The following is a 17,402-nucleotide window of genomic DNA, read 5'->3' as shown; positions in this document are numbered from 1 at the left end:
CCTCTCCTCTGCTCAACGGTGCTGACAGTGCGCAGGCACCCGTCATCCGGCGTCAAGCACATCGACGGCCGGCTGGGCGTCCATTTCCACACCGGGGGCTAGGGGACGGCCAAGGCAGTTGCCACAGAGCTGATCAAGCAGCGCCAGCAACGGACCGCAGCCGCCCATCTGCATCAGCATCGTCTGGGTCACCGGCTGATCGGGGGCGACTCCCACGAGAGCGCGCACACGCGCGGCCAGGTCGCCGACTTGCTCGACATGAGCGGCCAGCCTCTGGGCGTACCGCCCCTTGCTGACCTCTTTCTTTTCGATCCGACTGAGCACGTCCCTGCGCTGTTGCGGCGTGGTCGTGGACAAGGCCGCCCGCAGGGCATCTGCGAAGTTCCCGCGCGCCACGGGCCCCGCAACCAACTCGTCGAACGCGGCCCGCATCTCCTCGTCCAACAGGCGGGCCAGATCGATCTCCAGGGTATGTTCGCCTACGAAGACCCGGTGCTGTGCCGCGGCGGCGACCAAGTCATCGCGTCCTTCACGAGCGCTGCCATCCTCAGGCAGTTCCGCCAGACGCATCGTTTCCAGTGTTGTCCGCATCCGCTCACCATCAGCAGGTGACAGGACGTCCAGGACGTCGACGGCGCGTGTCAGCCCGCCTTCCCTCAGGTGCGCATGCTGCTGAGGGTCGAGATCGGTCTGGTCACCGTCGGTGAGAATCCAAAATGACCGCTCCAGTCCGGTTGGCCCCAGCAGACGTGCGTAGGGAACGAAGTCGGTGCCTTCTATGTTGGCGACCACGATGCCGTGTGCGTCAAGATCCAGTCCTGCTGCGCTTGCCAACGCCGGAACAAGGTAGGCCTCGGCGATGCCCTCGACCAGAACAATGCCGCGCGCGAAGAGCATCTCTGCACGACTGACATTCAGATACCGCTCCAGGTCTTTGCGCTCCCGCTCCTCCAGCAGCGCCTTGGGCACCGACCGGGCCTGGATCTGACCATTCTCCTCGTACATCAGCACGAGGCTGGTCAGAGGGGTGACCGCAGCGATGTGAGGGCTGTGGGTGGTCAGCATCAGTCGGCTCAGGTTACGCAGCAGATGGAAGAAGAGATGACGTTGCAGTGTCGGGTGCAGGTGGGCTTCAGGCTCCTCCACGGCTAGCAGAGTGTCTTCACCATCCTCGGTCACACGCCGGATCTCCAGGCGTTCCAACAACATCGCCAAATACAGCACGTTGGCCATGCCGGTGGAGGTCCGATCGATGGTGCGCGTGTTAGCCGCGTCGATGTACAACTGCACGCGCCGCAGCAGGTCCTCTTCGCGTCCAGCGAAATCCAGCGTCGGGGACATGCTCATGCGGGGACCAGCCAGCGCGGTGATCCGCTTCGTGAGTTGCTGTGTCAGCTTCTGTACGTTGTCGTCCTTGGCGAGCTCGGCGCGTGCCTGCCGCATCACCGCGAGCGTTCTCTCCAGGTTCTCGGCGGCCGGCGGCAGCTCGCGCAACAGCCGGGTCAAGGGACTGCGGTCAGGACGGGCGAGATCCTGCTCGGTGTCCCGCAGCGCAGGCAGCACAGAAAATGCCGCGTAGCGCTTGACGTCCCGCATGCTGTTGCCAGGATCAGTGCCGCCGAAGATCGTCCATTCGTAGTCTGCCGCGGTCAGCTCTCCCTCAGGCGCGTCGCTGTCGGCGCCGCTGGTGTCGGCGTCGATTGCACGCTGCCGGGGACGGAACAAGTAGGTGAGACGGGCCGTGAGCGGAGCGAGACTGACGATGGCACCGTCGAGGACGGCGCGTGCGTCTGCGTCGGCGTCAAAACCGGAAAGCTCTACCTCCACGCTGACCTCGGCACCGCCGGCGATGCCGAGACTGCCATCGTAGACGTCGTCGGCATCCAGGACGCGGTACCGATCTAGCAACTCAGGGTCCAGCACGAGGCGCAGAGCGGCCAGTAGGTTGCTCTTTCCTACCCCGTTCTCACCGACGATGACAGCGGGAGAGGGGAACGGGGCGATCGTCAAGTCCTCGAAGTTGCGGAAGTTCTTGACCCGTACACGGCTGAGCTGCATGCCACTCCAGATGGTTCCTTGACGCGCTGGACTCTCGCGTGGACGGTGACGCGAGAACTGCCCCCACATAAAAGAGGATCAGCATCCTATGTGGTTGATCGTCATCTCTCCTACCAAACAGCCGAAGCCGTGCCCACAGGCACGACCGCCCGGCCGGCTTCGCGCACTTGCACCCGCGGAGATGGTCTCCAGACGCACCAGACAAGGCATCGCGTCCCCGCTGTTCCCCGTTGGGGGTGGAAGGCCTGCACCGCTGGGCGTGTGACGGCCCCCGGCACGCCCAGCGCGCCTATACCAGATGGGTGCTCTACACACTCGGGTGTCAGCGACACTGGCTCATAGTGATCATTTCGACGTGCCAGCAAGCGAGCGGGGCACCCGCACGTGTCCATCTCCCACTGGACCCTGCGACCTGGAAGGCGCTGCAACGCTGCCAGGAGCACCGGTGCCAACTCGGCACGAACAACCCTCACCTGCTCGTCACCCGACTCACCCGAACACGCCACGGACCTGCGGGCGCCGCCCACATCCGCGACAGCCTCGCCCCCGTCGGCCTCCTGCCGCGCATCCTGTGCTCCACACGCCTGCTCGCTCTTGCAGACGAACTCGATGCCAAGATCCTCACCGTCTCCTTGGGCATGTCCTACGCGGGGGTCGCTCGCTACTGAACTTGATGGAGTGATGTCGGGAGGGTTCGCCTGACAGCGGCTGCTGGTGCCGGTAGCTCCGGGGGGGGGTGAGATACGCGCAGGGTGGTGGGTTGACCGACACCGAGAGGGCCGCGCGGGAGCGGATCCGGTTGCAGGCCGTCGTCCGCTTCGAGTCTGGGGAGAAGAACCGAGAGGTCGCCGCCGCGCTGCGGGTGAGCGAGCGGTCGGTGGAGCGGTGGCGCCGGGCCTGGCGCGAGCGCGGCCGGGTTGGGGTCCTGTCGCAGGGCTCTCCGGGACGGTCCCGGCTCAGCGAAACGCAGGTCGCCAGGCTGGAGCGGGAGTTGGAGCGTGGCCCGTTGGTCCACGGCGGGGCGGACCAGCGATGGACACTGGCGCGGGTCAAGACCTTGATCGGCCGGCTGTTCCACGTCTCCTACACCGTCGAGGGCACGTGGCGGTTGCTGAAGCGGCATGGCTGGAGCTGGCAGCAGCCGGCCCGGCGCGCCATCGAACGGGACGACGATGCGGTCGAGGTGTGGAAGAAGGAGACCTGGCCGCGGGTAAGAGGACCGCGGCGGAGCGCGGTGCCTGGATCGTCTTCGAGGACGAGGCCGGGCAGTCGTTGACTCCGCCGCGTGCCAGGACCTGGGGTCGGATCGGTCAGACACCGGTTGTGAGGGTGCGGGGCCGGGGTTCGGGGCGGGTGTCGATGGCGGGCATGGCCTGCTTCAAGCCGGGCCGGCGATCCCGGCTCATCTATGCGATCCGCGAGTATCGGGGCCGCAAGGATGAGCCGAAGGGCTTTGGATGGCTGGACTTCCGCGACCTGGTCGTCCGCGCTCGGATCCAACTTGGGGGCCCGATCGTGCTGGTCTGTGACAACGTCCGCCTCCACCTGACCGCCGACATGAAGGAATTCATCGAGGCGGATGCCGCGTGGCTGACCGTGTTCCAACTTCCGGCTTACACGCCTGACCTCAATCCGACCGAGGGCATCTGGGCGCTGGTGAAGCGCGACCTGGGCAACCTGGCCGCTGCGGACCTCGGCGAGATCACCAGAGCCGTGAAACGTCGGCTCAAGAAGATCCAGTACCGCCCCGACCTTGTCGACGGCTGCATCGCTGCCACCGGCCTGAGTCTGGACGGCTGACCGGCGTCGGGGACTGGTCCGGATCACGCATCCCAGTCCGCATAGTCTCCGATCGCCACGTCGTCGCAGAAGGTCTCCCAGAACCCGTTGTCCGCGAGAGCGGTCCCGTCAATGCCGGAGACGAGCTCGCGCAGTTCTTCCGCCACCTCCTCGAACCTCTCCTCGTCGCCCTCCGCATAGAACGGGAAGCGTGCGATCACGGCTGCGATGCACCGGTTGAAGGAGTCGAGGTCGCGGTTCACGTGATGGGTCGTCGATGACTCGACATAGGGGATCTGCACCACCTGACCACTGGCCACGTCGACGGCGATACGTCCGAACAGGCCACTCGTCGCGATGGCGACCAGCCCCCGTTCACCGATCCCTCCGAAATGCACCGGCTCGCTCAGTGCCCGGTACTCGTATCCGATCAACCCGCCTGGGATGCCGGTCTCCCTGAGATCGGCAGCGATCTGGGTGGGTACCTCGGGTGGCGCCTCGATGGCGATCAAGACGAACTCGGGCTTCGGCAACTGCGGCAGGGGTTGGCTCACGGGAAGATCCTCTCCCGATGGACTGCCCGGCAACACCCATGGGCCCGCGAGGCGGGCAACTCCCGCCGGGCCGCCGACCCCGACATCACCTATTCAAGTTCAGTAGGCGGTCAGATGATGGGTGGCCGGCCCAGGCGGGTCATGCGCCACACCGTGCACCACCGCATAGGGCGCCGGGGCGGGCAGGGGACGCGGAGCCCTTCGAAGAACCCGGCCCACCAGGCGCGCAGGCCCCACGCGGGGTGGCGCTGGGTCAGGGTGTAGGTGGCCCAGGTGGTGAGGTAGAGCGGGATGAGGAGGGCGGGCAGGCGCCGTCGTGCCAGCCAGACCCGGTTGCGGCCGGTGTTGCGGTAGAAGACGGCGTGCCGGGTGGCGGGGGTGCGCGGGTGGCGCAGAATCGCGTCGGCTCGGTAGTGGATGTCCCAGCCGGCGTCTAGGGCGCGCCAGGCGAAGTCGGTTTCCTCATGGGCGTAGAAGAAGGGGTCGGGGAAGGGGCCGACTTCGTTGATGACGGTGGCGCGGATGGCGTGGGCGCCGCCGAGGTAGGTGGTGACGGGGCCGGAGCGCAGGGGGTCGGCGGCTCCGAGGCGGGGGACGTGGCGGCGTTGGGTCTGACCGGTGTCGTCGGTGATGCGGAAGCTGACGATGCCGAGGCGGGGGTTGGTGTTGAACGCGTCGCGCAGGAGCTGGAAGGTGTCGGTGCGGGGCAGCAGGCCGTCGTCGTCGAGGACGACGACCAGGTCGGCTCGGTCGTGGTCGCGCAGCCATCGGGCGCCGATGTTGCGGCCGCCGGGGATGCCGAGGTTCTCCGGCAGTTCCAGCGGGACGACTTCGGGTGGGAGGGGCGGGAGGGGTGTGCCCTGGCCGACGACGACGATGGTGGCGGGTTCGCCGTCCTGGGCGGTGACGGAGGCCATCAGGGCGTTGAGCTCGCGGGGGCGGTCGCCCATAGTGAGGATGACGACGCCGATCTTCAGGTCGGTGGTGTCAGTCATGCCGGTGTCCTCAGCAGGTGGTTGGCGCGTTGGGCCAGGCCGGTAGCACCGGGGATGCCGCGGCGGGCGTAGCTGGCGGCGGCATCCCTTATGGCGTTGACCTCCTGCCGGCTGCGGTTGGAGTCGAGGCTCTCCATGAGGGTGATGCACTGCCGCCACAGGTGTACAGCCTCTTCGTGGCGGCGCTGGGCGGCCACGGACTTGGCGAGGTTGGCCAGCGTCAGGGCGTGGCCGCGTTGGTAGGAGCTGGGGGAGCGGCCGGAGAGGGCTGAGCGGTAGTGGTGCTCGGCGGCCTTGTGGTCGCGCATGGCGGTCAGGGTCTTCCCGGTGTGGGAAGCGACGGTGGCGGCGACGGGCCCGGATCCGGCCGCGTAGGAAGCCACCGGCCCGTCTTCGCCGTCGAGGGCCTGCTCGGCTCGCAGGAGCGCGGATGCGGCCTGGGCGGTGAGGCCGGCGGCGCCGTAGGCGCGGGCGCAGGTCACCAGGAGCAGGGCCTGGGTGTGCCGGTCGACTTTGCCGGCGGCGCGGCGGAGTGCTTCTTCGGACAGGTCGACACAGGAGTCGGGGTGGCCGAGGTCGAGGGCCTGGTGGGTCATGGCCCGCAGCATCCATGCGGCGTGCCCGTTCGGGTCGGCTTCGCAGGCGAGCTGGTAACCGACCTGGTAGTAGCGCTGGGCGGCGCCTTCACGGCTGAGGTCGTGGTGCTTCCACCCGATCAGGCAGGCCAGCTGGGCGGCAGCCGCGTACGCCTGTCGGCGCTGCTTCTCATCAGGGAAGCGGGCCTTGAGCAGCGGGACGACGGTGTCGGTGAGATAGACGGTGGCGGTGGTCAGACCGTGCCCGCCGCCGAGTTTGTCGTCGGCGGCCCGGAACATCTCGGTGAGGTCGCGGATGGTGGTGATCTCGCCAGCGCCCACGGCTCCCTTGCGCGCGGCGGCGTGGAGGGTGGCGGCGACGGCTTCGTGGTCGTACGCCAGGGGAAGCGCGACGGCTGCGGTGGCGAAGGCGGAGTGGAGGAAGTCTCTGCGCCGGAGCAACACGAATCTCCCGAGGTCGGCGACGGCAGCGAGCGGGTCGGCCGCGAGGACCGGTCCGGTGCCTGCGGAGCCTAGACCGATTTCGTCGACCGTCACCGTCCGCTTCATCCTTCTGGTGAGCGCTTCGGCGATGTAGGACGGCGTCTGGCCGGACGGTGTACCGCCGGCGACCCAGTAGGCGACGGCGGACGCCCGGGTGCTGAGCCGCTCTCCGGCTTCGGCCGCGACGATGCGAACGGTGCAGGCCAGCGCGTTGTAGGTGATGCCGGCCTCGGCGATGACAGCGGCTAACTGGGTGTTGGGCTCCGGCATGCCCGGCCTCCCGTAGGTGATCTTGAACGGTTTGAACGCATCCGCGGGGCGAACACCGTACTCGTTTCGCGTGCACCGCTGTTCACTCTTCACAGCACCCGGTACGGCCGGCCGGTACGAGAGCCGTCCACCGGACCGCCCCCGTTCCTCCCTGCCCTGCCTGCTCTGGCCGGGCTCCGTCATCCCTGGCTTTGCCCAATCCGAGGGCGAGCCTCACCATCGCGGAGGCGCAGCATGGAACTGCCGTACGTCACCCTTCCGTTGGACGAGACCTTGTCCCGCCGCTGGGATCGCTTCTACGCCCGCCCGGCCGGGCGCCCCCCGTCACATCGAGGAGGGGCTGTGGCGCCGGACGCAGGACCCGCGCAACGCCGAGCAGTCCGGGTGGGCCGGACCCTGGCGCAGCCGCAGCAACTCAGCCCGGATGCTCTCCGAAGAGAGCCGGGGCGGGGGTTCGTCATCGGTCCAAGGGTTGTCCAACGGGCAGACGCTGTCCCGGTTTTGGTGGAGCTGGCGGGATGTCGCCCCGTGGGGTTCGCGGGGATGGCGGGGGCTCGCTTCTCACCGCTGGAGGTGACCATGCACGCCGCTGGCGTACCGGTCCCGACCTGGGGGCCTCAGCCCCCGCCCCCTCCGCCCCCGCCGCCTCCGCCCACCCCGGTTCCGCCGCCCCCGCCGACGAGCGACAACGACTGAAAACCGCTGCTTCAGGTTGCTGACCGCCCCCGTGCCGCAGGACGCGCCCCGGTACGGGGGCTCCACCCACCCGCCCTACCGAAGGAGAAGACGGCCATGCACGAAACGCCGCCGAGCACGTTGCTGCTCAACCCCGACGAACTCGGCCCCGACCCGGCGCCGGGCATGGATCTGGCGGTGAAGCTGGGCATCGGGCATCTGGAGATCCGCTCGGCCGGGGGCGCCAATGCGGTGACGCTGCCCGCCGACCGGTTGCGACACATCCGCGCCTTGGCCGACGAGCGCGGCCTGAAGGCGGCGGCGCTGGCCTCGCCGCTGTGGAAGTGGTGCCGACCCGAGGCCCGGCCGGGCCGGGTGGACACCTTCGGTTTCCCCACCCAGGTCCCGCCCGAGGAGCGGCTGGGCTGGGTCGAACGGGCCATCGAGACCGCGCGGATTCTCGGCGCTCCGGTCGTGCGGGTCTTCTCCCACCTGCGTGTCGAGCCGGAGCTGACCGAGCAGCTGCTCGGTGACCCGCTGCTGGCCAAGGCCCTGGAGCTGGCGAATGCCGCCGGGGTGCGGCTGCTGCTGGAGAACGAGCCGGTATGCACCGTCGCCCACGCCGAGTCGCTGCTGGAGATCCTGGACCGGTACCACGGTCAGGGCCTGGGGCTGTGGCTGGACGTGGCGAACCTTCACGAGGTCGGCCAGGCCACGCCCGACGTGGTCCGCGCCCTGGCCCCGTACGTCGGCTACGTGCATGTCAAGGACTACCGGCCCACCGACGGCGGCGGCCGGGCGTTCTGTCCGGCCGGCGAGGGCGTGGTGCCATACGGCGAGGTGCTGCCGCTGCTGCACGCGGCCCGGCCGGCGTTGCCGTACGCGCTGGAGACCCACGTGCGCGACACTCCCGCCGACGCACTCGCCGCTGGCGCCGCGTTCCTGCGCTCCGCTGTCCCGGGCGGCGTCGCATGAAGCGGGTGCTGCTGGTCGGAGCCGGGGAGGTCGGAGCCAAGCACCTGACCGCCCTCGCCGGTGCTCCGGGCCTGGCGGTCGCCGCGGTCGCCGACCCCGACCCGCGCACCGAGGTGCCTCCGGGCATCCCGCTGTTCGCTTCCTGTCGGACAGCCCTGACGGCCGTGGCGCCGGATCTAGTGGTCGTGGCCGCCCCGCCCGGGACCGCGCTCGCCGCGGCCCGGGACGCCGCCCAGGCCGGAGCCGCCGTGCTCGTGGAGAAGCCTGGCACCACCGCCCCCGCAGCCCTGGTGCCCCAGCCGGGCGACGGACGCATCTTCGTCGCCTTCCAGCCGCACTTCGCCCCTGGCCTCGACGCTCTGCTCGCCGAGCCCGCGGCCGTCGTACGGGCCGAGGTGCTGCTGGCCGTGCGGCGGGACCCCGGCTACTTCCGCGGCTGGCGCCGCACCTACGCCACCGCCGGCGGGGTCCTGCATCAGCAGGCCATCCACGGGGTGGCCCTTGCCCTTCGGCTGCTGCCCGGCGACGTCGAGGTGATCGACGCCGAGGTGGTGCACTGCCGAGGTCTGGCGGAGACCGAGGACCACGTCACCGCCACCATCACCCTGTCCGGCGGGGCCACGGTGCACATCGATGCCCGCGTCGACCACGACGGCCCCCCGGCCCACGAACTCGTCCTCCACCTCGCCGACCGGCGCCGCCTTCACGTGCGCGGCCGGAACCTCGAAGCCGGACTCGGCGCAATCGCCGCCGCCCCCACGCACGAGGCACTGCGGCGCGCGATGTACGCCGCGGTGCTGGACACCGCCGAGGACCGTCCGGCCCATCCCTGCCTGTTCCCGCTGACGGCGCTGCGGCGCCCGCTGGAGGTGATTGACCGTGTCTACCGCGACGCCCGCGTTGTCCGCGCTGCGCACGCCGCTGCCGCATGAGCTGCCCGTCGAGGTCGTCGAACGCAAAGGGATCGGCCACCCTGACACCCTCGCCGACGGCATCGCCGAGCTGGCCTCCATCCGCTACAGCCGGCACTGCCTGGACGTGGCGGGGGCGGTGCTGCACCACAACCTGGACAAGGTCGCCGTGCTCGGCGGCCGGGCCGCGTTCACCGACACCGACGGCGTCTATGACCGGCCGCTGCGAATCGTCTTCGGCGGCCGGATCTCCACCAGCTTCGCCGGCCAGGAGCTGCCGGTGCGGGAGATCCTTGAGCAGGCGGCCGTCGACCACCTGCGTACCGCCCTGCCGGGCTTCGACCGGGTGAAGCTAGAGGTGAGGCACGAGACGACCGACTCCTCCAAGTTCCCCCACTGGTTCGCCCCCCGCTCCCTGGACGATCTGCCCGAGCGACGAGCCGCGTTCTCCAACGACACCGCCTACCTCGTCGGTTCGGCCCCCCGCACCGTCACGGAAACCGTGGTGCTGCTCGCGGAGGCGTGGTTCCGCCGCTTGCCGTGGGCGGGCAGCGACATCAAGGCCCTCGCCGTCCGCGACGGCGCGACCTGGACCGTGACCGTGTGCGTGCCCGCCCTGGCCGGGCACTTGACCAGATCCGCTCAGTTCGACGACGCGGTCACCGCCGCCGCTGGCGAACTGACCGACCTGCTTGCCCAGCGGCTGCCGGGCCGCGTGACGGTGGTGTGCAACACCCGCAACTCCCGTACCGGCCCCCTGTCCGGGCAGTACTTCACGCTGTCGGGGTCGGCCGTCGACTACGGCGAAGACGGCCTCGTGGGCCGGGGCAACGCCCGCACCGGCGTGATCAGCGGCGCCCACCTGGCCGGGAACGAGGCGACCTTCGGGAAGAACCCGGCCTACCACGTAGGCAAAGTCGGGGGCTGGCTCGCCGATACCGCCGCCCGCACGGTGGCCGCCGAGTTCGGGCCGTGCCGTATCGCCCTGCTGTGGCGCAACGGCGCCCCCTACGACGAGCCCGCCTCAATCGAGATCACTACGGTCAACCAGGCACCGCCCGGGGCGGCCGAGGAGCTGGTGCGGGCCGCGCTGTCCCGCACGGACTGGATCGAGGACCTGCTGTCCGGCCGGTACCTGCCCGCCGTCGCGCCGGTCGAGGAGCTGCTGGCCGACTTGGAGCAGGCGTCCGGATGAGCGTGTACCGGCTCGTCACCGGCCACGTCTGCGCCCGCCTCGCCCTGCCCGAGCAACTGGACACCAGGACCGCGCGGGGTGCCGAGCGGGCCCTGCCCGGCGGCTGGACGCTGACAGCGGGCCCTGCCACGGAAGCGGCGGACATCGAGGTCACCACGGGAGCCGCGGCCGTCACCGTCGCCGCCGAAACTGTGCGCCTGCGTCTGCCGGCAGACGTGGCCGCCTCGGACACGCTCGCGTACGTCACCTACACCGCGCTCGAACGCGCCCGTCAGCAACAGCGCAAGGTCACGGTGCACGCCACCGCCCTGATGGCACCCGACGGGCGGGCAGTGCTGCTGCTCGGCGCGAAGGGGGCGGGCAAGACGTCCACCGCGCTCGCCCTCGCGACCCGGGGCTGGACCCATGCCGGGGACGACCTGGTCGTCCTCGGCGAGATGGACGACGGCACGGTGGCGGTATGGCCGGGCAAGCCCGCGGCCGCCGTCCGCGACCCCGCCCGGCCGCTCGCGCCGAAGCCCCAGCAGGCCCTGAAGCCGTTCGCCGCCGGCCCGGCCCCGCTGGCCCGGGTTGTGCGCATGGCCGTCCACCCGGCGCTGGAGACGGCCTCGCTGACGCCCGCGGTGCCGCTGTCGGTGAACGAGCGGCTGCGGCTGCACGAGATGCTCGGCCGCTACATCTCCGGCCTGCCCACCCCCATCACCGGCGTGACCGGGGTGCCGTACGGGCCGGTGTGGCCGCTGGACACCCCGGCCCTGGCCCGCTGGCGCAGCCACGTCATCGCCCGGCTCGCCGACTGCCGGTTCGACTACCTGCACGCCTCCGGCCCCGCCACGGCCGCCGACCTGCTGACCAAGGAGGAGGCCGGATGAACACCGCCGCCATCCTGCCCAGCCGCAACGAGCCGGACACCATCGCCGCCGTCACCACGGCCATCGACGCTGCGCTCGCCGAGCACCGGTCGGTCATCGTCAACGCCGATTCCTCCGACACCCCGGACACCTCCGAGCGGTTCGTCGCCACCGGCACCCGCGCGGCCAAGGTGTCCCTGGCCAGCCTGGTGCGAGGCAAGGGGGCCCAGATCCTGGCCGCCGCCCGCCGCCCGGAGATCGCCGACGCCCATGCGGTACTGATCACGGATACCGACACGCTGGGCCCCGACCCCGCTGTCTACGCCGCGCTGCTGGAGCGGATAAGCGGCGGGGCCGCCTTGGCGATCGCCGACTACCCGCGGCACTGGGACGAGGCCAACCTCACCAACCACCTCGCCCGGCCGCTGATCGCCGCCACCACCGGGCACGACGTTCCCCAGCCCCTCGCTGGGGACCTCGCTCTCTCCCGTGCCGCCCTGGACGCCGTCCTGCGCGCCGTCGGGGCCCTGCCAGCGGAGGTGTCGGCGTGCATGGACGGCTACGGCATCGACGCGTTCCTGCTGCTGACCGCCGCCACCGTCGGGCACATCGCCTCCGTTCGGATCGACCGGCCCAAGCAGCACGCCGGGTCCTTCCCGCACCTGGCGGCCATCTACCACCAGGCCGTCCCCGTCCTGCTGCACCTGACAGCGACATGGGCCCCGCCGCCGGCCCCGCCCAGCGGCGAGACGGCGCTCTACCGTGTCGCCGACCGCCCCGTCGGGCACGCCCGTCTTTCGGCCATGCTCACCACGCTGGACAGCTTTGGCCCACACCCCGGCGGATACGATGAACACCCGTGGCCGCTGACCGCTGCGGACGCCTGGCACGCCGTCAACTCCGGCATGCCGGCGCCCGATGCGGCTCGCCGGCTGTGGCCGCACTACCTTCGGCGCGTGACCGACTGGCTCACCAGCGGACAGCACGCCACCACCCGGCAGCGAGCCGACGCGCTCGCCGCCGCACACGCCCGCCTGCACACCGCCGTCCTCACCTCGCAGGAGCCCTGCCGATGACTGCCGCTCCGACCTCCGGCTTCTCCGCCTTCGCTCTGGAGCCCTTCCCCGAGCTCCAGCCCGGTGACGATCTGGCCGGCACCATCACCGGCGTCCTCGACCGAACCGGCACCGAACTGCGTGACGGGGACATCCTCGTGGTCGCCAGCAAGGTCGTCTCCATCGCGGAGAAGCGGTATGTCGACCTCGCCAGCGTCACCCCCGGGCCCGAGGCCCTGGAGCTGTCCGCCAAGACGGGCAAGCCCGCCGAGATCGTGCAACTGATCTTGGACTCATCGAGCGATTACTTCCTGGCCACCGACAAGGGCCCCATCATCGCCCGGCACACCCTCGGCTACCAGCTCACCTCCGCCGGGATCGACCGCGCCGGCACCGAGGGCGCCTGGCTGCTGCCGGTGGACCCGGACGCGTCCGCCCGCGCCCTGCGCGACGCCCTGATCACCTACACCGGCTCCCACGTCGCCGTGGTGATCGCGGACTCCGACGGACGCGCCGACCGTCGCGGGGCCACCGTCATCTCCATCGGCGCGGCGGGCGTCGGGTCCCTGCGGACGACGGAGCACGCGGGCAAGCGGCAGGAGGAGACGTTTACCGACCTCATCGCCGCGGCGGCCGGGATCATCCTCGGCCAGCGCGGCCGGGGCGCCCCGGTCGCCGTCCTGCGGGGCATCGCGTACGAGGCCAGCGACACGGGCGTGGCGTCGATGCTTTACCACCGGCCGTGACGCTGCTGATCACGGGCGCGGCCGGGGCCATCGGGACCCGGCTGGCAGCCGACCTCGCCACCCACGGGATATTTCTACGGCTGCTCGACCGGCGGCCCCTCGACGCCGGGCCGCCCGCGGGCGTCAAGTTCGTCCAGGCCGACCTGCGCGACCTCGACGCCACCGAGAAAGGCCGCCGCCGGGATATCCGCCATCGTGCACCTCGTGGGAATCACCAGGAGGGGCCGTTCGCCGACACGGTGGAGCACAACATCACCGGCACCCACCACGTCCTGGAGGCTGCCCGCCGCCAGCGAGTACCGCGCGTGGTGCTGGCCAGCAGCCACCACGTCACCGGCCTGAACCCCTTCGACGGACCGGCGCCGCTGGCCCCGGACAGCTTCTACGCCGTATCCAAGGTCACCGCCGAGGCCCTGGGCCACCTCTACGCTCACAAGACTGACGTGCAGGTCGTCGCCGTCCGCATCGGCAGCTACCGCGACCGCCCCACCGAGCCCCGCCACCGGGCGACCTGGCTCAGCCCCCGCGACGCCACCGCCCTGCTCTACTCAGCCGCCACCCGGCCCCTGACCGGCCCGTTCCTCACCGTGTGCGGCACCTCCGGCAACTGCGAGAGGTGGTGGCCCCGCACCGGCTGGAACGCCCTCGGCTACCAGCCGGCCGACAGCGCCGACCAGCACCCCGGCTCCGGGCCGCTGGCCGACCGCTTCATGGGCGGCGCCTTCGCCGAGGACGACCTCCCCACGTTGGAGCGTGATGAAGCAGCTCGCCCTGCTCGGCTCCCCGATCGGCCAAGCCCTGTCCCCAGTGCTGCACCGAGCCGCCTACCGATCGCTCGGCCTGGACTGGAGCTACCGCGCGATCGACTGCACCCCGGACCGGCTCGCCTCCTTCTTCGCCGGTCTGGACGACGGCTGGGCGGGTCTGTCGCTGACCATGCCGCTCAAGCGAGTCGCCGTCCCCCTGCTCGACGAGGTCTCTCAGACGGTGAAGGCCACCGGCACCGCCAACACCGTCACCGTGCACGGTGGCCGACTCCTGGGTGAGAACACCGACGTCGACGGCATGCTCCAAGCCCTCCTCGACGCCGGTATCACCCGGGTGGAGTCGGCGTGCGTGCTCGGGGCGGGCGCGACCGCCGCCACCGCCCTCGCCGCCCTGCACACCCTGGGCTGCCGCGAGGCCACCGTCATCGCCCGCGACATGGCCCGCACGCGCGAACTAGACGGCGCCGCCGAACGGATCGGGACCGGCGTGCGGTTCCGCCCGTGGGCCGAAGCCAGCCGGCACCTCAAGACCAGCCTGGTCATCTCCGCGCTCCCGCCCGGCGCCGCCGACCCGCTCGCAGCCCTGTGGTCGGCGGCGGGGAGCACGCTCCTCGACGTCGTGTACCGGCCCTGGCCCACCCCGCTCGCCCAAGCAGCCATCCGCGCAGGCAGCACCGTCATCGGCGGACTGCCGATGCTCATCCACCAGGCCGCCCGACAGGTCGAACTCCAGACCGGCCACACCCCGGCACCCCTGTCTGCGATGCGTACCGCGGCGGAGGACGCCCTCGGCCCGCGCACCTCGGGCCCGTAGGTAGGCGAGGCTGAGGACCGCTGGCGATGAACTCGGTGTCGCTGCGTGACGGTCCTGCCCTCTTCAATGGCCGGACGGGCGGAGCGGGATGACGTTGCCCGGGACAGGCTGGTCGTGGCCGCCGGGGCGCCGGAGGATGAGGACGGTTGCCGCGAGGGCCATCTGCTCCGCTCGCTGCCGAGAGGCGGCCTCGGCAGCTCGGGAGTCCTTGAGAGCTTCCTTCAGGCGGACAACCTCTTTGCGAAGCCGCCTTTCGACTTCCGGTGTCTGGTGCGTTTCCGCACGCACCCGTCGAACTCGTCCCGAACCCTGTGGCGAACGCGTACCAGTACTTCACCTGCGCGGATATGACCGCGCTCGACAAGGCCCTGCCTGACAGGCCGACCGAGTCGGCTGATTCCGTTGAAGCGCGCGCCGCCGATCTGTTCGCGACGTTCCGCGGCCGTGCGCCCCGGTGAACCCTCTTCCGGTCCGCTGTCCTGGGGGCCGCCGACATTAGGCCGTGTTTCTCGACCGCGACGGCACCCTGACCGAGCCCCGCCACTATCCCTCCCAACCAGGCGACCTGCTGTCGTGGATCAGACGGTGAGGAGCTGGTCGGCGACGGCGTCCAGTCCCAAGGCGTGGGCACCCTTGACGAGCAGGACGTCGCCTGGGAGGAGGACGGCGCGGACGGCGGCGCTGACCGTGTCGGCAGTATGCCGGTCGGAGGCGGTGTGGGTGGCGGCGGTGTAGGCGTCGGCCAGGACGTCGGCGCCCTCTCCGCTGCCGACGACAAGGAGGTGGGCGAGGCCGGCCCGGGCGGCGGCGTCAGCGACGCGCCGGTGCCATTCGAGGGAGGCGTCGCCGAGCTCGGCCATCTCGCCCAGGACCGCGATCCGTCGACGACCGCGCCCCACTTCGGTCAGTGCGTCGAGTGCGGCCAGGACGGACTCGGGGGAGGCGTTGAAGGCGTCGTTGATGACGGTGACACCGTCGGTGCGGGTGGTGACGGCCATGCGTCCTCCGGTGGCCATCCGTGCCTCGGACAGGGCCGTGGCGACGGTGTCGAAGGGCACGCCGGCGGCGAGCGCGGTCGCGGCGGCGGCCACAGCGTTGGTGACGTTGTGCCGGCCGTAGACGGTGAGTTGGACGGCCGCGGTCCGGCCCCGGTGGTGGAGGGTGAAGGTCGGGCGGCCCTCGTCGGTGGTGATGTCGGTGGCGCGTACGTCGGCGCCCTCGTCGGTTCCGAAGGTGAGGATCCGTCCGTCGTGTTCCCGGCGCATGGCGGCCACGAGCGGGTCGTCGGCGTTGAGGACGGCCGTGCCGGTCGTCGGGAGGGCGCGGACGATCTCGGCCTTGGCATCCGCGATGGCCTCCTGGGAGCCGAACTCCCCGACGTGCGCGGAACCGATGCCCAGGACGGTGGAGATACCGGGGCGGGCGATGTCGCACAGGGCCTGGATGTGGCCCTTGCCGCGCGCGCCCATCTCCAGCACGAGGTACCGGGTATCGGGCCGGACGGAGCTCACGGTGACGGGGAAGCCGATCTCGTTGTTGAAGGAGGCCCGGTTGGCGACGGTGGGGGCGTGAGCGGCCAGGACGTGGGCGAGGAGGTCCTTGGTGGTGGTCTTGCCCGCCGAGCCGGTGATGCCGATGGTGACGCCGTCGTAGCGCTGGTGGACGGCGCGGGCGAGGTCGGACATGGCAGTCAGGACGTCGGGGACAAGGAAGGCCGGGACGTGCACCGGGCGCTGGGCGAGCGCGGCGACAGCTCCCTGCTCGACGGCGAGGGCGGCGAAGTCGTGGCCGTCGACCAGAGCGCCGGTGAGGCAGGCGAACAGGGCGCCGGGGGCGGGATGGCGGGAGTCGAACGCGAGCGGCGCGTCGACGACGGGGTTGCCGTCGGTGCTGTCGAGTACGCCCCCGGTGGCGGCGGCGATCTCGGCGAGGGTCATGGGGATCATCGGACCGGCTCCTCGGTGTGCGACAGGACGATGCCGCGGCGGGCGTAGAAGCGGGGCAGGTCGGCCCAGGGGACGCGGTGGGCGCGCTGGCTGTGGCCGGGAAGGCCGCTGGGGTTGTTGATGCGCAGGGCCGTCTTGTCGGCGCCGACGGCCAGGACGAGGTGGCCGCCCCGTGAGATGGGGTGCGGGGCGAGTGTCCGGATCGTCTTGTGGACCGAGATGACGACGAGGGAACCGGCGTGAAGGGCGTCCGCGATCTGCGTCTCTGCCAAGTCGGTGTGGACGGTGGCGGTGATCGCAGGCCATCGGCGGGTGACGTACGCGGCGAAGGGCCGGTAGATCAGACCCGCCACGGTGTCGCCATCGTGTACGTAGGCCTTGGCCTCGCACAGGTCGGTCACGAGCGGCATGACGGGCGGGACCTGCTCACCGAAGTAGTCCAGGGCCATGCGCAGGCAGGTGATGCCGCAGGTGCGGTCGGCCCAGAACGCGTACTCGTCGGGGTCGGCAGCGCCGGACTTCTGCCACAGGGGGTCGTCACGGACCGATCTCGTGTCGGCGATGAACTCCGGGACGAGATCGGGTGATTCCCACTGCGAGTAGTAGGGGACCTGGTGGAGCGTCGATCGGTCGGGCATACCCGTCAGTGTCACCCGCAGCACGTCGGGAGACTGGTTGAACGCGCTGTCGACAGGCCGGTTAGCCGGAAGGCAACCCGCCCGTGCGCGGTCT

General features: G+C 70.8%; 14 protein-coding genes and 1 pseudogene. 9 read left to right on the top strand and 6 right to left on the bottom strand.

Features of this window, described 5'->3' with window-relative positions:
- Positions 1 to 42 precede the first annotated feature (42 nt).
- Positions 43 to 2,058: an ATP-dependent nuclease gene (locus AQJ11_RS37985; RefSeq protein ID WP_059266354.1), complete on the bottom strand. Its 2,016-nt coding sequence runs from the start codon at positions 2,056 to 2,058 to the stop codon at positions 43 to 45.
- Positions 2,059 to 2,794: 736 nt separating this feature from the next.
- Here AQJ11_RS37985 and AQJ11_RS52905 point away from each other — a divergent pair.
- Positions 2,795 to 3,858, top strand: a protein-coding gene (locus tag AQJ11_RS52905; RefSeq protein WP_425265015.1) for an IS630 family transposase whose coding sequence is annotated in 2 segments (ribosomal slippage) — positions 2,795 to 3,242 and positions 3,242 to 3,858 — 1,065 coding nt in all. Because the reading frame shifts where the segments join, the coding sequence is not laid out codon by codon here.
- A gap of 23 nt (positions 3,859 to 3,881) precedes the next feature.
- Here the strand turns inward: AQJ11_RS52905 and AQJ11_RS37970 are convergent.
- From AQJ11_RS37970 to AQJ11_RS37960, 3 genes are all read right to left on the bottom strand, one after another.
- Entirely contained in the window at positions 3,882 to 4,391 is a 510-nt protein-coding gene (locus AQJ11_RS37970; RefSeq protein ID WP_059266351.1) for an SUKH-4 family immunity protein, read from the bottom strand.
- 110 nt (positions 4,392 to 4,501) lie between these two features.
- Positions 4,502 to 5,386 (bottom strand): glycosyltransferase family 2 protein, encoded by an 885-nt coding sequence (locus tag AQJ11_RS37965; protein WP_107120938.1) that lies wholly within the window; start codon positions 5,384 to 5,386, stop codon positions 4,502 to 4,504.
- Positions 5,383 to 6,735 carry an NsdA family TPR-like regulatory protein gene (locus AQJ11_RS37960; RefSeq protein ID WP_059266350.1) on the bottom strand — a complete coding sequence of 451 codons (1,353 nt, stop codon included), beginning with the start codon at positions 6,733 to 6,735 and terminating at the stop codon, positions 5,383 to 5,385. The genes AQJ11_RS37965 and AQJ11_RS37960 overlap by 4 nt, the downstream gene beginning before the upstream one ends.
- A gap of 792 nt (positions 6,736 to 7,527) precedes the next feature.
- On the opposite strand from AQJ11_RS37960, the gene AQJ11_RS37955 reads away from it, so the two are divergent.
- The 8 genes and pseudogenes from AQJ11_RS37955 to AQJ11_RS37920 all read left to right on the top strand — a co-directional run bounded on the left by AQJ11_RS37955 (position 7,528) and on the right by AQJ11_RS37920 (position 14,724).
- Positions 7,528 to 8,385 carry a sugar phosphate isomerase/epimerase family protein gene (locus AQJ11_RS37955; protein ID WP_059266349.1) on the top strand — a complete coding sequence of 286 codons (858 nt, stop codon included), beginning with the start codon at positions 7,528 to 7,530 and terminating at the stop codon, positions 8,383 to 8,385.
- Positions 8,382 to 9,317, top strand: a complete 936-nt coding sequence (locus AQJ11_RS37950) for a Gfo/Idh/MocA family protein (protein WP_059266348.1) — start codon at positions 8,382 to 8,384, stop codon at positions 9,315 to 9,317. Before AQJ11_RS37955 ends, AQJ11_RS37950 begins: the two co-directional genes overlap by 4 nt.
- Entirely contained in the window at positions 9,265 to 10,491 is a 1,227-nt protein-coding gene (locus AQJ11_RS37945; protein WP_059266347.1) for a methionine adenosyltransferase, read from the top strand. The genes AQJ11_RS37950 and AQJ11_RS37945 overlap by 53 nt, the downstream gene beginning before the upstream one ends.
- Positions 10,488 to 11,363 carry a phosphoenolpyruvate carboxykinase (ATP) gene (locus AQJ11_RS37940; protein ID WP_059266346.1) on the top strand — a complete coding sequence of 292 codons (876 nt, stop codon included), beginning with the start codon at positions 10,488 to 10,490 and terminating at the stop codon, positions 11,361 to 11,363. Before AQJ11_RS37945 ends, AQJ11_RS37940 begins: the two co-directional genes overlap by 4 nt.
- Positions 11,360 to 12,418, top strand: a complete 1,059-nt coding sequence (locus tag AQJ11_RS37935) for a glycosyltransferase family protein (protein ID WP_059266345.1) — start codon at positions 11,360 to 11,362, stop codon at positions 12,416 to 12,418. The genes AQJ11_RS37940 and AQJ11_RS37935 overlap by 4 nt, the downstream gene beginning before the upstream one ends.
- Entirely contained in the window at positions 12,415 to 13,143 is a 729-nt protein-coding gene (locus AQJ11_RS48705) for a coenzyme F420-0:L-glutamate ligase (RefSeq protein WP_059266344.1), read from the top strand. Before AQJ11_RS37935 ends, AQJ11_RS48705 begins: the two co-directional genes overlap by 4 nt.
- Positions 13,140 to 13,580, top strand: a pseudogene (locus AQJ11_RS52900) (NAD-dependent epimerase/dehydratase family protein); the annotation flags it as partial. The gene AQJ11_RS48705 and the pseudogene AQJ11_RS52900, both read left to right, overlap by 4 nt.
- A 319-nt stretch (positions 13,581 to 13,899) precedes the next feature.
- The gene (locus tag AQJ11_RS37920; protein ID WP_059266342.1) at positions 13,900 to 14,724 is read left to right on the top strand and encodes a shikimate dehydrogenase; all 825 of its coding nucleotides are present in this window, start codon (positions 13,900 to 13,902) and stop codon (positions 14,722 to 14,724) included.
- Positions 14,725 to 15,302: 578 nt separating this feature from the next.
- Here AQJ11_RS37920 and AQJ11_RS37915 read toward each other — a convergent pair.
- Both AQJ11_RS37915 and AQJ11_RS37910 read right to left on the bottom strand, forming a co-directional pair.
- On the bottom strand, positions 15,303 to 16,670 hold the full coding sequence (locus tag AQJ11_RS37915; RefSeq protein ID WP_063807729.1) for a UDP-N-acetylmuramoyl-tripeptide--D-alanyl-D-alanine ligase: 1,368 nt from the start codon (positions 16,668 to 16,670) through the stop codon (positions 15,303 to 15,305).
- Positions 16,667 to 17,308 carry a C39 family peptidase gene (locus tag AQJ11_RS37910; RefSeq protein WP_059266341.1) on the bottom strand — a complete coding sequence of 214 codons (642 nt, stop codon included), beginning with the start codon at positions 17,306 to 17,308 and terminating at the stop codon, positions 16,667 to 16,669. Before AQJ11_RS37910 ends, AQJ11_RS37915 begins: the two co-directional genes overlap by 4 nt.
- Between the last annotated feature and the right edge of the window lie 94 nt (positions 17,309 to 17,402).

Source organism: Streptomyces corchorusii (assembly GCF_001514055.1).
In the GTDB taxonomy this organism is placed as follows: Bacteria; Actinomycetota; Actinomycetes; order Streptomycetales; family Streptomycetaceae; genus Streptomyces; species Streptomyces olivaceoviridis.
Note: the sequence above shows the minus strand (reverse complement) of the source record. Positions and strands in the feature narration are given on the sequence as shown.